We start from the raw sequence: 12,932 nt of genomic DNA on the forward strand, positions 1-12,932 counted from the left end.
AGCTTGCCTCGCGATCTTTTGATCTTTTAAAAGATCGCGAGGCAAGCTCGCTCCTACAGGGTGAACCCCTCGCAGCCTCATTCTTCGGCAGCGACTACAGGTTTAACTGCGGCGGGGTGTTTGCCTACCGGCTCAGCACTTCATTTAAAGACCGGTCAAAGTCGTGCAGTGCATTGATTTGGACGTTCTGTTGCTGGGTGATGTCGTGAACAATGTCTTCACTGCGTTTATTGCCCGCCCACACGGGCGTCAGGGATGTCGCATCATGACCGGTTGCCATGGCGAGGTAGTTCAAGTGCTTGTCATAGAAGTAAGCCGTTGCCGTCGATTCAATATCAGAACTGCGCGGCGTGATTAGCTGGCTACGCGTGTCAATCACCACGATCACGTCAGGTTTGGCAGCCTTCAGGGCTTCGACGTCCGGATAGACGGTGACAGTGCCAAATCGGCGTTGCAGGGCGCTTTTTACCCAATCGACAGCAAGGTCAGGGTTGGACGAGGCGATGTACGCATCACGAATCGCCGGAACCAGCAGGCTTTGGCCAAATCCCGTGCCTGCGTTGGCCTGGTAATGCTCAAGGTAGGCCCGATTGATCTGGGTGTTCTGGCTGTAAAGGATGCCGAGAGTCAGCTGTTGGCCTGTTTCGACCGTGGCCCCGGTGTTGGCGCTTTCAGGTGGGTCATAAAGGCCACTCAATGATGAAACGGCTGACGGTGCAGCAGGAATCGAGCACCCGGATAACAGGGCTACGGCCGTCAATGTCATGACAAACCCCAGTTTCATGGCGGTTCTCCAAGGGTACTTAAGGCGCGAAATTTATATCAGCGCGGATCCACGTGCAGATGCAGGGCTGTGGTCCGTGAGATGTCGCCACTTGCCGTGGCATGGGCAAATTGTAGGAACTCCAAAAGCCCGGATAAACTAGCCGAAATCGTTTTGTTCTTACGGGAATTCGTACAATGGCGCTCGACCGTTTAGAGGCAATGCGTGCGTTCTGCCGCATTGTCGAAGTGGGGAGTTTCAGCGGGGCTGCCGAGTCTTTGGGGCTGGCTAAAACCACTATTTCGGGGCAGGTGCAGGCACTGGAGCAATTGCTTGGCATCAAGCTGTTGCACCGCACGACCCGCAAGGTTTCGCCCACCACCGAAGGCACGGCTTATTACAGCCGGGCCCGAGCGCTGATTGACGAGGTAGACGAGCTGGAAGCGTCTGTTTCCAAAAGCCGCAACATTGTTCGCGGTCGGGTTCGAGTCGAAATGCCTTCCCCGGTTGGCATCCTGCTGATTGTGCCGGCGCTGCCTGATTTCGCGGCCAGGTTCCCGGATATCCACCTTGATATCGGCTGCAGCGAACGGGTGACGGATCTGGTGCAGGAGGGCGTGGATTGCGCCATTCGCGGCGGTACGGTGTCGGACCCGGATCAGGTCTGCCGACCCGTAGGGCAAATGCATTTTTGCTTGTGCGCCTCCCCGGCGTACCTGGCAAAAGCGCCGCCCCTCAAGGTGCCCGCCGACCTGGCCGGGCATCAGCATCTGGGGTTCAAGTTTCCGGCCACTGACAGGCGTTTTGTGCCAACCCTGCAGCGGGGTGAGGAACGCTATGTGCTGGATCTCCCGCCGACCATGTACTTCAACAATGGCACTGCCACCGCCGCTGCGGCGGTCGCGGGGCTTGGGGTCGCCTTTATCCCCACGGCAGAAGCCGTGGCCCACTTCAGCAGTGGTGCGCTGGTAGAGGTGCTGGCGGACTGGACAATGCCGAGCATGCCGATGTCCATTGTTTACCCCTACACGCGGCACTTGTCGGCCAGGGTCCGGGTGTTCACAGATTGGGTGGCGGCCTTGATGGCTGATGATCCGTTATGGGCTCTGCCCTATTAGAGTCATGACTTCGCCCGACGCCGGGTAAACCCGGCGTCAGGCGTATCGGTCACTTTATGGGGGCGGGCGGAGCAGGCGCATGTTCTGGCCAGCCTCCGGCCAGGGAGGCATACAGGTCCACTGCGCTGGTGGTGCTGCGGGCCTGACTGTCGGCTTGGGAGATCTGCGCGGTGTACAGCGCTCGCTGCACATCGAGCAGTTCGAAGAGCTCAATGGCGCCAGCCTGGTAGCGGGCGCTGGCAATGCTGGACGCGGTGTTCAACTCGTTGGCCGCACTCGTCAGCCGGGCATTTTCAGCCTGGCTGCGGCTGAAGCGAACCAGTGAGTTCTCGACGTCTTCCAGCGCTTTGAGCACCGTTTGTTGATATATCGCCAAGCGGGCCGCGGCTTCGGCGTCGGAGGCGGCGATGCGGCTTTTGACTCGGCCTACGTCCAGAAAGGACCAGTCAATGCCCAATAGCGCCAGGTTCGACTCGGCACCTGCCGAGTAAAGCCCGCCGCCATTGAACGCAAACGTCCCGATGGCCGCACCCAGGCTGACCCCTGGAAACAGGTCGGCCGTGGTGACGCCCACGCGTGCGGTGGCGGCATGCAACTGCTGCTCGGCTGAGGCGACATCCGGGCGCCGCCGGATGACTTGCGCAGGCGTGCCGGGCTCGATGACCTGCGGCGCCGTCGGCAGCGCGGCATCGGCTTGCAGTCGTGCATCCAGCGCGGTGGGCGGCAAGCCGGCGAGTACGGCCAGGCGGTGCCGGTCCACGGCCACTCGCGCCTGAAGGGGCGGCAGGCGTGACAGTGATATCTCAAGCTGGGCCTGTGCCCGGGACAGGTCGTAAGTCGACCCGCGCCCGGTTTGCAACCGCCCCTGGACGATCTCCAGTGTTTGCTTCTGGCTGTCGGCATTCGCTTGCGAAAGCCTGAGCATCTTCTGTGCAGCACGCAGGTCGATGTAGGTAGACGCGACCTGGCTGACCACGGCGACCTGCATGGCGTACAGGTCGCTGGCTTTGGCCTGTGCGGCGGACCTGCTGGACTCTACCGAGCGCCGTACCCGGCCCACGAGGTCCAGCTCCCAGCTCAGCGAAGCCTTGTTGGCATACACATCATTGCTGCGGGGCGCACCGTTGGCTTCGTCGGTGCTGGCTCTCTGGTGACCCGCTTGTCCGGACATCGTGACGGTCGGGATCTGGTCGAACCGGGCGAGGCGCAGTAGCGCATTCGCCGCATCGTAGTTGGCCAGCGCTGTTTGCAGGTCATGGTTGGCGGCCAGAGTGGTCTCTATCAGCGCGGTGAGCTGAGGGTCTTCAAAACGTTCCCAGAACGCAGCGCTGGCCGCGTTTGCCTGCGCTTGTCCGGTCTCTTGATCCTGTGTCCGGGTAAAGGTCGCAGGCAGGTCGGGTGTCTGCGGCCGATGAAAGTCAGGCCCGACGGTGCAACCTTGCAAGAGGGCCAACAGGACGGGCAGGGGCCAGTTTTTTAGCTTAATCATGGTGCAGGGCCTCCGCTGCATGGGGTGACAGGTGCGAGGGATGGGCTGGGACACGGGCGCCCAGTTTTCTCAGGACCACGTAGAACACCGGTGTCAGGAACAGCCCGAAGATCGTCACCCCGAGCATGCCGAAGAACACGGTTACGCCGGTGGCATGCCGCACTTCACTACCGGCCCCGGCTCCGATCAGCAGCGGGACGGCCCCGGCAATAAAGGCCACTGAGGTCATGACGATCGGACGCAGGCGCAGACGGCAGGACTCCAGTGCTGCCTCCAGGGTGCTGCGGCCTTGCATCTCCAGTTCACGCGCGAACTCCACGATCAGGATGGCGTTTTTGCACGCCAGCCCCATCAGCACCACCAGGCCTACTTGCACGAACACATTGTTGTCGCCGCCCGCCAGCCATACCCCGGTCAGAGCTGCAAACATGCACACCGGTACGATAAGAATCACGGCCAGAGGCAATGTCCAGCTCTCGTAAAGAGCTGCCAGCACCAAGAACGCGAGAATCACGGCAATCGGGAACACGATGATGGCGGTGTTGCTTTGGGTGACCTGCTGGTAAGTCAGGTCGGTCCACTCCAGTTCGATACCGCGCGGTAACGTTCGGGCAGCGATCTCTTCCAGTTTTTTGATGACTTCCCCTGACGACAACACGCGCGGGTCGGCATCGCCAATCAGGTCGGCGGCCGGGTAGCCGTTGTAACGCATGACCGGATCCGGGCCGAAGGTCGACACGATGTCCACCATCGAGCTGATTGGCACCATCTCACCGTGCACGTTGCGCACGCGCAAATTGCCGATGTCTGCAGCGCTCTGCCTGAAGCCGGTATCTGCCTGAGCAATAACCCGGTACACGCGGCCCAGCATGTTGAAGTCATTCACATAGACGGAGCCCAGATAGGTCTGCAAGGTGTCGAAGATCGCTGTGGGGTCGACGCCTTGGGCCTGGGCTTTGGTTCGATCCAGCTTTACTTCCAGTTGCGGTATGTCGGACTGGTAAGAACTGACCGGGAACGTCATGCCCGGGGTGCTAGCCACTTCGGCCTGGAATGCCTCCAGCGCTTTTTGCAACGCGGCATACCCGAGCCCGCCGCGATCGGTCAAAAACAATGAGTAGCCTGAGCCATTCCCCAAGCCCTGAATCGGCGGGGGCAGCAGTGCATAGGCGGAACCGTCCTTGATGGCGGCAAACTTGACGTTGAGCTCGGCATTGATTTGCTCGGCGCTGCGTGAGCGTTGCGAAAACGGCTTGAGCAAGATGTAGGAGGTCACAAGGTTAGGCGTTGTGGTGCTTTGCAAGGCGTTCAAGCCGACATAGGAGTTGGCGAAGTCCACGCCTTCGACGGTCAAGGCAATGGCTGACATTTCACGTGCGACCGCCTCGGAGCGCGCCAGTGAAGCACCGGGCGGCAGCGTTGCGCCTGCAAAGAGGTAAAGCTTGTCCTGGTTGGGGATAAAGCCGCTGGGGATCGTGTTGAACAGCATTCCGGTTGCGCCCAGCAACAAGGCATACATCACAAAAACTACACCACGGCGTGGCAACAGCCGCGCGATGCCACTTTCATAGCGCTCCGAGCTGCGATTGAAGAACCGGTTGAACGGACGCAGCAACCAGCCCAACGCGCTGTTCATCCAGCGCGTCAGCCTGTCAGGCGGTGAGTGGTGATGACGCAGCAGCTTGGCTGCCAGCGCGGGCGACAAGGTCAGCGAGTTGATGGTCGAGATGACCGTCGAGATGGCGATGGTTACTGCGAACTGTTTGTAGAACTGGCCGGTGACACCACTCATGAAGGCCATCGGAATGAAGACGGCGCACAAGACCAGCCCGATGGCCAGAATAGGCCCCGAAACTTCACGCATGGCCTGGTGGGCTGCCTCCAGCGGGCTGAAGCCCAGCTCGATATTGCGTTCAACGTTTTCCACCACGACGATGGCATCGTCCACCACGATACCGATGGCCAGGACCAGGCCGAACAGGGTCAGGGTATTGATCGAGTACCCCAGCAAATACAGAAAGGCGAAGGTCCCGACGATGGACACCGGGACGGCAATCAGCGGAATGATCGAGGCGCGCCAGGTTTGCAAGAACAGCACCACGACCAGGACGATGAGCACCATCGCTTCGAGCAGGGTGTGTTGCACGGAGTTGATGGACTCACGCACAAACACGGTCGGGTCCCAGACGCTGACGTAACTCACGCCCTCCGGGAAGTCCTTGGACAGGCTGTCCAGCTTGGCGTAGACCGCGTTTGCAACCTCGATGGCATTGGCGCCGGGGGTGAGGAAAAAGCCGATGGCGACTTCCGGGTTTTTGCCTCGAAATACCCGCAGCGTGTAGTCGTTGGAGTCCAGTTGCACACGGGCCACATTTGACAGGCGGGTGACCTGCCCGTCGCTGCCGGTCTTGAGGATGATGTCGCCAAATTCCTGTTCGGTTTTCAATCGCCCTTGAACGTTGATCGAAATGAGAAATTCGTTATTTTGCGGCGAAGGCTCTGCCCCCAACTGGCCTGCCGACACCTGGACGTTCTGTTGGCGAATCGCTGCGATTGCGTCTTGAGCGGTAATCCCGCGTGCTGCGAGTTTGTCCGGGTCGAGCCAGACGCGCATCGCGTAGTCGCCTGCGCCGTACAGAATGACGTCACCAATGCCGGAGATGCGTGACAGCTCATCTTTGACATGCAGGCGCAGGTAGTTACGCAGGTACAGGGCATCGAACTGGTCGTTGCTCGAATACATGTCGACGAACATCAAGGGCGTCGGCGATTGCTTCTGGGTGGTAATGCCGTACTGTCGAACCGACTCGGGCAGGCGCGAAAGGGCCTGGCTGACCCGGTTCTGCACGCGCACGGCAGCCGTGTCAGGGTCGACCTTGGCGTTGAAGGTGACCACCACTTGCAGGGTGCCGTTGGAACTGGCAACCGACTTCATGTAGATCATGTCTTCTACACCGGTGATCGCCTCTTCCAGCGGGACGGCGACCGAATCGGCGATTTCTTTGGGGTTGGCGCCCGGATACGTGGCTTTCACTACCACGGTGGCAGGCACTACTTCCGGGTATTCGCCGACCGGCAGCAGCGGAATTGCGACCAGGCCAGCGGCGAAAATAATGATCGACAGCACCATCGCGAAGATGGGTCTGTCGATAAAAAACTTGGAAAAGTCCATAACAGGAGCCTTTGGCGATTAGTGATCGTTTATTACGAGGCTGGGCACATGAAGTGTGTTGTTACCCGGGGAGTGTGATTGGGGAGTGACCGGTGTATCAGTGGCATGGATGTTTTGCAGGCCGGAGACAATCAGGGTGTTATCGTTTTCCAGCCCTGAAGTAATCACGCGTTGCTGGTCGATCAGTTGGCCTGTTTCGACATAACGCTTGATGGCTTTGTTGTCGTTGCTCAGCACATAGACGTACTTTTTGTTTTGGTCGGTCAATATTGCCCGTTCGGGTATTAACAGCGCCGGTGTCGGCTCGCCCACCGACAGTTGAACTTTTGCAAATAAACCGGGGGTAAATACACGGTCGCTGTTATTCACCGTGGCGCGCGCCCGAACAGTGCCGGTTGTTGCATTGACCTGGTTATCCAGGAAGGTGAGTTCGCCGGTGTAAGGGTGGCCTTCATCGTTTGCCAAACCGATGCGCACGGATGTGTCTTGGGATTGTTTCAGGGTCTTCTGGTAGTTCAGAAAACTGTGTTCATCCGGGTCAAAGTAGACATAGACCGGGTTCTGCGAGACCACGGAGGTCAGGGCGGACTGGTCGGCGACGGCGAGGTTGCCCAGGGTCAATTGCGCGCGACTGGTGCGCCCGTCAATGGGTGAGCGAACCTCGGTGAAGGCCAGGTTCAGCGTGGCCGCCTCCACTGCAGATTCGGCAGTGTGGACATCGGCCAGGCTTTGATCGCGGGTTGCGCGTTTTTGCTCTGCCTCTTCTTTGGACACAGCGTTGCTTTTGAGCAGTTGCTGCGCACGAAGGTCCTGCTGGCTTGCCAGTGCAAGGGCGGCGCGGGCCCGTTCCAACTGTGCCCGTGCGCTGTCCAGTGCGGTGCGATAAGGGCGCTGATCGATCACGAAGAGCAAGTCACCCTTTTTCACTTCACTGCCTTCACGGTAAGCCACCCGGGTGATGTACCCCCCGACGCGAGGGAGTATCACCACGGTGTCTGTGGCACTCACCCGACCATTGAAGCTGTCCCAGGTCTTGATGGTTTGCTGGGTGACACTGGCCACCTCGACAGCGGGGGGTTGACCCGCAGCGGCCTGGTCGGGCTTTTTGTAACAACCACTGATCAGTAAGGCAGTGGTGATCATTCCGGTAACGGCGACTAATCGAACGCGCACAGGATCATCCTTATCAAGGGGCATTAATGGGCTGAACGCGTGTTCATTGTTGGGTTTGCTGATCTTCGGCACGGAGGGCGTCGGGCATTGTTTTTTTCTCTAGCTCAGCCTTCTGTAGTTCGGCCTGTTTACGTTTTTCAATGTCTTTGGCTTGCTGTTCAAACATCGCTTTATTTCTTTCGTTAAAACGCTGAAGTGCTTCGGCGCCGTCAGACGCATGGGCAAAAACAGGCAGGGCCAGAATGAATAACGCCATCAGTTTAAAAGAGGTTTTCATGGTTTTTCTCAAGTTGTGCGCGCACGAAGGCGCTCAATTAGATCAAGTTGAAGTGCTAATAAGTTAATAAGGGCTGGCGCGCTGGGGCGATAGAGTTAAATGGCTCTAAGATTTCAATAAATCTTATAAGTTATTTAATTCGATAATGTTTTCTTAACGTTGATGCTTGTGGGTCATGAATGACGTGATTGATCACAGTTTGCCTGGAGACAGAAGATGTTGTTTCGAGGCATGGGCGGACTATAGAAAAAAACGTTCCTTGGATAAACTGGGTCCCGACGTTTTGTTTTTACGGAAATTCGTACAATGGCATTTGACCGGTTGGAAGCAATGCGAGCGTTCTGCCGAATCGTTGAAGTCGGCAGTTTCAGTCGAGCAGCGGAGTCGTTGAATTTAGCCAAAACCACGGTTTCCGGTCAGGTGCAGGCACTTGAGCAACTGTTGGGCATGAAGCTGCTGCATCGCACGACACGCAAGGTGTCTGCGACAACCGAAGGGGCCGCTTACTATCGGCGCGCTCGTGCCATCCTGGAGGATGTCAACGAACTGGAAGCCTCCCTTTCGCCTAGCCGTAACGCGATCCGTGGGCATGTGAAAATTGAAATGCCTTCACCGGTGGGCACGTTATTGATTGCCCCTTCATTGCCCGATTTCACCCAACAATTCCCACAGATACACCTGGAGATCAGTTGCGATGAGCGCATTGTGGATTTGGTGGAGGAAGGGGTGGATTGTGCCATTCGGGTCGGTCAGATCTCGGACCAGAACCTGATCTGCCGCCCGGTAGGGTTGATGCGTTACTGCTTCTGTGCCGCGCCTTCCTATCTGGCTGGAGCGCCTGCGCTTGATACGCCCTTTGACCTGCCGGCACACAAGCACCTGGGGTTTAAATTCCCGGCGACCAACCGGCGGCATTTGCCGACGCTCACTCGAGGAGAAGAGAGCTTTACCCTTGACCAATTGCCGACCCTCTATTTCAACAGCGGCGGCACGGCGACGGCCGCCACGGTGGCAGGGCTGGGCGTTGCGTTTTTGCCTCGTGCCGAAGCGGATGCGCATCTGCAACGGGGCACGCTGATTGAGGTCCTGGCGGATTGGCCAATGGAGAGCCTGCCCATCTCCTTGGTCTACCCGCAGACCCGCGACTTGTCGGCGAGGGTGCGGGCATTGCTCGACTGGACAACCGCGTTGATGGCGAGCAGCCCGTTGTGGGCGCCTGAATAAATGCTGGCGTGCCGAGTGCAAGGAATTAGTGAGAGTCAGGCAGGTTTCGGGGAGGGGCGAAAAGCCAAGTCAAAAGATCGCGAGGCAAGCTCGCTCCTACAGTTTGGGCCGTAGCAGATTTTTATTTCAGGCATTAAAAAGCCGGCTTGTGGCCGGCTTCTCGGGGGCGGGTTTGGTTTGTTTTTGGCAAACCGTACTCGCCTTCAAATCGGGGCGACCAGCGCGTTGGGCTGGTGTGGGGCATGGCCGCTTTTTGCGGCGGCCCCTGCAATCCGGCCTGCCTGAGCAAGGGGTTGCGCGAGTGGAGCGAAGCATACTGGGAATCGGTTGCATTTCCCAGCACAAATTCCTCTTGTGGCTTCGCTGGTTCGCGCGCCAAGGCTCTATTCCGCCAGTTTGCACGGGACTGGCGGGCGGCGTTTATTGAGGGTGGACCACCAGAATACCCAGCCCAATATCCGTATGCGTTGTTCTTGTATCTGCGCCGCACCGTAGAGTTCGTCCGGGAACTCTTCGTGGTTGTGGCTGCGTAGGCGTAAACCATTGCTGGGCTGGCGGTAGACGTATTTGATGCGCAGCATGCCGTCATGCTCAATGGCGTAGATTTCACCGTCCACGATGTGGGTCAGGCTGCTGTCTATGGCCAGGGTGGAGCCGTCTTCTATACGTGGCGCCATGCTGTTGCCGAGCATGGGCGCGCAGATGGCCTGATCGTGGCCGACGTCCATGGCCTGCAGGATGGCCGCGCTCAGGCGGATTTGACAGTCCATGATCTGGGCCACATGGGTTTGGCTTGAGCCGCTGGCATTTAACACTTCGCTGTAGAACGGGACGTCGATGTCATGGGGGGTGGTTGAGACGGTGTAGGGGTGAGGGCTGACGGGTTGTTTGGGCGCGGTGTTGCGTGCCGTAGGACTAATACTGGGGGCTCCCGGATGTTTGGTGCCTTCACCCGTGCGCAGCCAACGGCTGTTAACGCACAACAGTTCGGCGATTTCGTCCAGTCGGGCCATGGGTATACCACGCTTGAACCAGTTGTTGACGTGCTGCGGCGTAACGCGGCGATTGGCGGCGAAGTCCGAAGCGGATAAATGACACTCCCGCAGGAGGGTTCTGAGGCGATCACCGGATGTATTCATGAATGCGGAGTTTACGGAGAAGACAGCACCGTTTAAATAAACTAAACGTTCAAAAAAAACGGTGAAAAAGAGACATTTCCCTTGGCTAAAAGGAGATTTCTTACGGTATGCCGGTTATCGCGCAAAACCGATGAACGGGCTGTGTTGCGGGTGTTTAGACGGCAATAAAAAACCCCGGCGAGCCGGGGTTTTTTGAGTGCGTCGGGCGGGCTGAAAACGCCTGCCGGTGTGCACTTAGCCTTTGTAGGCAGCAACCGATTTGGTGATCTCGGCGCGGGCAGCTTCTGCGTCGCCCCAACCTTCGATTTTTACCCACTTGCCTTTTTCGAGGTCTTTGTAGTTCTCGAAGAAGTGCTGGATCTGCTGGATCAGCAGCGGTGGCAGGTCGGTGTACTCTTTCACGTCAACGTACAGCTGGGACAGCTTGTCGTGAGGCACAGCTACTACTTTGGCATCGCCGCCGCCGTCGTCAGTCATGTGCAGAATGCCGACTGGACGCGCGCGGATAACCGAACCTGGAGCAACCGGGTAAGGGGTCACAACCAGCACGTCGAGGGGATCACCGTCGTCAGCCAGGGTGTTCGGGATGAAGCCGTAGTTGGCTGGGTAGAACATCGGGGTCGCCATGAAGCGGTCAACGAACAGGCAATCGCTGTCTTTGTCGATTTCATATTTGATCGGCGCGTGGTTAGCCGGAATCTCGATGGCGACGTAGATGTCATTCGGCAGGTCTTTGCCAGCCGGAATCTTGCTGTAGCTCATTGGGCGGTGCCCCCGTGTGTAGGCCAGTTTACTTGGCCGATGTGGCCAAAAAGTGGCGGCGATTATAGGCGTATTCCTGCAACCACGTCACGTCTGGCGGTATCAGTGATGTGCACGGTAATCAGGGTGTTCACTCTGTAGCCTGCGTAACCGGGCCAGGGTGTCCTGCCGGTAAAACAGGCTGAGCTGCTTATACACCAGCGGATAGACATGGTGCAGCAGGTCGGGCGCGCTAAAGAAGTACTCGCTGGTGACGGCAAAAAACTCGGCCGGGTTTTCAGCGGCGTACGGGTCGATGGGCGCGTGGTCCGGGTTGTGGTGGTCCAGATAGTGGTTGAGGTGGTCGAAGGCTTGCTGCATGTCCTTGGTCCAGTCAGTCACTTGCATGTTGCTGTGCAGCGGCGGCATGCCGTTGGCGGCGCCGTTGAGCATGTCCAGCTTGTGCGCCAGCTCGTGAATGACCAGGTTGTAACCTTCCCAGTGACCACTGGCCAGTACGCCCGGCCAGGCCAAAATTACCGCGCCGTGCTGCCAGGCTTCACCGCTGTGATGGCCTTCCCACACGTGTTCTACGCCACTGGAATCGCGGTGACGCTGAGGGCTGACGAAGTCATCAGGGTACAGGACGATTTCATGAAAGCCCTGATACCAGTCCAGGTCGCCCAGGTTGAGCAACGGCAGTTGCGCCTGGGCGGCGAGCCGCAGCTCGCCTTCTTCGGTCAGCTCGACGCCGGGCATGGGCGTCAGGTGTTTTTGCTTGAGGAACAACACGCTGCTTTCGCGCAGCCATTTGTCCTGCGCGTCGTCCAGCCCGTCAAGAATACTCAGGTGTTGGCGCACGTCATGCCAGACGTCCTCCGCCACCGGGTGCTGCGCCAGAATCCGCTGGCGTCTCCATTCACTCAGCGACCACATTGCCGTTCTCCGATCAGGCTTTGGAAGGGCTGCGTCCGAAACGGCTGCGAACTACACCGATAATCATCGGCACCAGCGACAGCACGATGATGCCCACCACCAGCAGCGACAGGTTGGTTTTGATGAACGGTACGTTACCGAAGAAGTAGCCCAGGGTGACCAGGCCGCCGACCCACAGGATGGTGCCGAACACGCTGAACATGAAGAAGCGCGGGTAGAACATGCGTGCTACACCGGCCACAAACGGCGCGAAGGTGCGGAAGATCGGCAGGAAGCGCGCCATGGTCACGGTTTTGCCGCCATGACGCTCATAGAAGTCGTGGGTTTTTTGCAGGTAGTCGCGACGGAAGATCTTCGAGTCGGGGTTGCTGAATAAGCGCTCCCCGGCCGTTCGTCCGATGACGTAGTTGGTACTGTCACCCAGAATCGCCGCCAGCATTAACAGTGCGCCCAGCAATACCGGGTCCATGCCACCGCCCGCGGCAACGGCGCCGGCGATAAACAGCAACGAATCACCCGGCAAAAATGGCATGACCACCAGCCCGGTTTCACAAAAGATCACCAGAAACAGGATGGCGTAAATCCATACACCGTAGTTTCTTACCAGCATGTCCAGGTACACATCGAGGTGCAGGATAATGTCGATAGGGTTGAAATCCATGTAAGGCACCTGTCTTGATGACCCGGCTCAGCAGGTCTGTGCGGGGGAGTAGGTAGTTAACTACAACGAATGTAGTTTTTTCGTACATTCTGGTTGTGGGGGATTATACGGATTGAGACAAATTGTGCTGCCTGAGTTTGTAGCGAAGCATGTATTAGTTCTGCTTGACCAAACGTGTAGGAGCGAGCTTGCCTCGCGATCTTTTGTTTTTTAAAGATCAAAAGATCGCGAGGCAAGCT

General features: G+C 58.2%; 11 protein-coding genes. 2 read left to right on the plus strand and 9 right to left on the minus strand.

From position 1 onward, the window contains the following. Positions 1 to 124 precede the first annotated feature (124 nt). Complete coding sequence (locus QMX84_RS23995; RefSeq protein ID WP_282364944.1) at positions 125 to 784, minus strand: ATPase; 660 nt, start codon at positions 782 to 784, stop codon at positions 125 to 127. Positions 785 to 960: 176 nt separating this feature from the next. Here QMX84_RS23995 and QMX84_RS24000 point away from each other — a divergent pair, with 176 nt between their 5' ends. Next, positions 961 to 1,881, plus strand: a complete 921-nt coding sequence (locus QMX84_RS24000) for a LysR family transcriptional regulator (RefSeq protein WP_123751693.1) — start codon at positions 961 to 963, stop codon at positions 1,879 to 1,881. Between the two features lie 49 nt (positions 1,882 to 1,930). Here the strand turns inward: QMX84_RS24000 and QMX84_RS24005 are convergent, their stop codons facing one another. The 4 genes from QMX84_RS24005 to QMX84_RS24020 are packed head-to-tail and all read right to left on the minus strand — an operon-like array spanning position 1,931 to position 7,992. Then, positions 1,931 to 3,370, minus strand: a complete 1,440-nt coding sequence (locus QMX84_RS24005; protein WP_282364945.1) for an efflux transporter outer membrane subunit — start codon at positions 3,368 to 3,370, stop codon at positions 1,931 to 1,933. Beyond that, positions 3,363 to 6,542 carry a multidrug efflux RND transporter permease subunit gene (locus tag QMX84_RS24010; protein ID WP_282364946.1) on the minus strand — a complete coding sequence of 1,060 codons (3,180 nt, stop codon included), beginning with the start codon at positions 6,540 to 6,542 and terminating at the stop codon, positions 3,363 to 3,365. The genes QMX84_RS24005 and QMX84_RS24010 overlap by 8 nt, the downstream gene beginning before the upstream one ends. An 18-nt stretch (positions 6,543 to 6,560) precedes the next feature. Further along, a complete protein-coding gene (locus tag QMX84_RS24015; protein WP_282364947.1) occupies positions 6,561 to 7,715 on the minus strand; it encodes an efflux RND transporter periplasmic adaptor subunit in 1,155 nt (384 codons plus the stop codon). 43 nt (positions 7,716 to 7,758) lie between these two features. Beyond that, positions 7,759 to 7,992, minus strand: a complete 234-nt coding sequence (locus QMX84_RS24020; protein WP_123751697.1) for a hypothetical protein — start codon at positions 7,990 to 7,992, stop codon at positions 7,759 to 7,761. A 306-nt stretch (positions 7,993 to 8,298) separates the two neighbouring features. Between QMX84_RS24020 and QMX84_RS24025 the strand changes: the two genes are divergently transcribed. Further along, the gene (locus QMX84_RS24025; RefSeq protein WP_282364948.1) at positions 8,299 to 9,216 is read left to right on the plus strand and encodes a LysR family transcriptional regulator; all 918 of its coding nucleotides are present in this window, start codon (positions 8,299 to 8,301) and stop codon (positions 9,214 to 9,216) included. Between the two features lie 383 nt (positions 9,217 to 9,599). On the opposite strand, the gene QMX84_RS24030 is transcribed toward QMX84_RS24025, so the two are convergent. The 4 genes from QMX84_RS24030 to QMX84_RS24045 all read right to left on the minus strand — a co-directional run bounded on the left by QMX84_RS24030 (position 9,600) and on the right by QMX84_RS24045 (position 12,693). Further along, on the minus strand, positions 9,600 to 10,355 hold the full coding sequence (locus QMX84_RS24030; protein ID WP_153328181.1) for a helix-turn-helix transcriptional regulator: 756 nt from the start codon (positions 10,353 to 10,355) through the stop codon (positions 9,600 to 9,602). Between the two features lie 234 nt (positions 10,356 to 10,589). Then, a complete protein-coding gene (gene ppa, locus QMX84_RS24035; protein WP_016779241.1) occupies positions 10,590 to 11,117 on the minus strand; it encodes an inorganic diphosphatase in 528 nt (175 codons plus the stop codon). A gap of 102 nt (positions 11,118 to 11,219) precedes the next feature. Then, complete coding sequence (locus QMX84_RS24040; protein ID WP_281850358.1) at positions 11,220 to 12,032, minus strand: M90 family metallopeptidase; 813 nt, start codon at positions 12,030 to 12,032, stop codon at positions 11,220 to 11,222. A gap of 13 nt (positions 12,033 to 12,045) precedes the next feature. Continuing rightward, positions 12,046 to 12,693 carry a DedA family protein gene (locus QMX84_RS24045; RefSeq protein ID WP_048367677.1) on the minus strand — a complete coding sequence of 216 codons (648 nt, stop codon included), beginning with the start codon at positions 12,691 to 12,693 and terminating at the stop codon, positions 12,046 to 12,048. Between the last annotated feature and the right edge of the window lie 239 nt (positions 12,694 to 12,932).

The sequence above is a fragment of the Pseudomonas sp. PS01297 genome (genome assembly GCF_029959305.1).
Classification (GTDB): domain Bacteria; phylum Pseudomonadota; class Gammaproteobacteria; order Pseudomonadales; family Pseudomonadaceae; genus Aquipseudomonas; species Aquipseudomonas helleri.

What these genes read in the sequence shown, in the direction of transcription:
- QMX84_RS23995 (WP_282364944.1), bottom strand. Translation starts at nt 784, where the DNA reads ATGAAACTGGGGTTTGTCATGACATTGACGGCCGTAGCCCTGTTATCC.
- QMX84_RS24000 (WP_123751693.1), top strand. Translation starts at nt 961, where the DNA reads ATGGCGCTCGACCGTTTAGAGGCAATGCGTGCGTTCTGCCGCATTGTC.
- QMX84_RS24005 (WP_282364945.1), bottom strand. Translation starts at nt 3,370, where the DNA reads ATGATTAAGCTAAAAAACTGGCCCCTGCCCGTCCTGTTGGCCCTCTTG.
- QMX84_RS24010 (WP_282364946.1), bottom strand. Translation starts at nt 6,542, where the DNA reads ATGGACTTTTCCAAGTTTTTTATCGACAGACCCATCTTCGCGATGGTG.
- QMX84_RS24020 (WP_123751697.1), bottom strand. Translation starts at nt 7,992, where the DNA reads ATGAAAACCTCTTTTAAACTGATGGCGTTATTCATTCTGGCCCTGCCT.
- QMX84_RS24025 (WP_282364948.1), top strand. Translation starts at nt 8,299, where the DNA reads ATGGCATTTGACCGGTTGGAAGCAATGCGAGCGTTCTGCCGAATCGTT.
- QMX84_RS24030 (WP_153328181.1), bottom strand. Translation starts at nt 10,355, where the DNA reads ATGAATACATCCGGTGATCGCCTCAGAACCCTCCTGCGGGAGTGTCAT.
- ppa (WP_016779241.1), bottom strand. Translation starts at nt 11,117, where the DNA reads ATGAGCTACAGCAAGATTCCGGCTGGCAAAGACCTGCCGAATGACATC.
- QMX84_RS24040 (WP_281850358.1), bottom strand. Translation starts at nt 12,032, where the DNA reads ATGTGGTCGCTGAGTGAATGGAGACGCCAGCGGATTCTGGCGCAGCAC.
- QMX84_RS24045 (WP_048367677.1), bottom strand. Translation starts at nt 12,693, where the DNA reads ATGGATTTCAACCCTATCGACATTATCCTGCACCTCGATGTGTACCTG.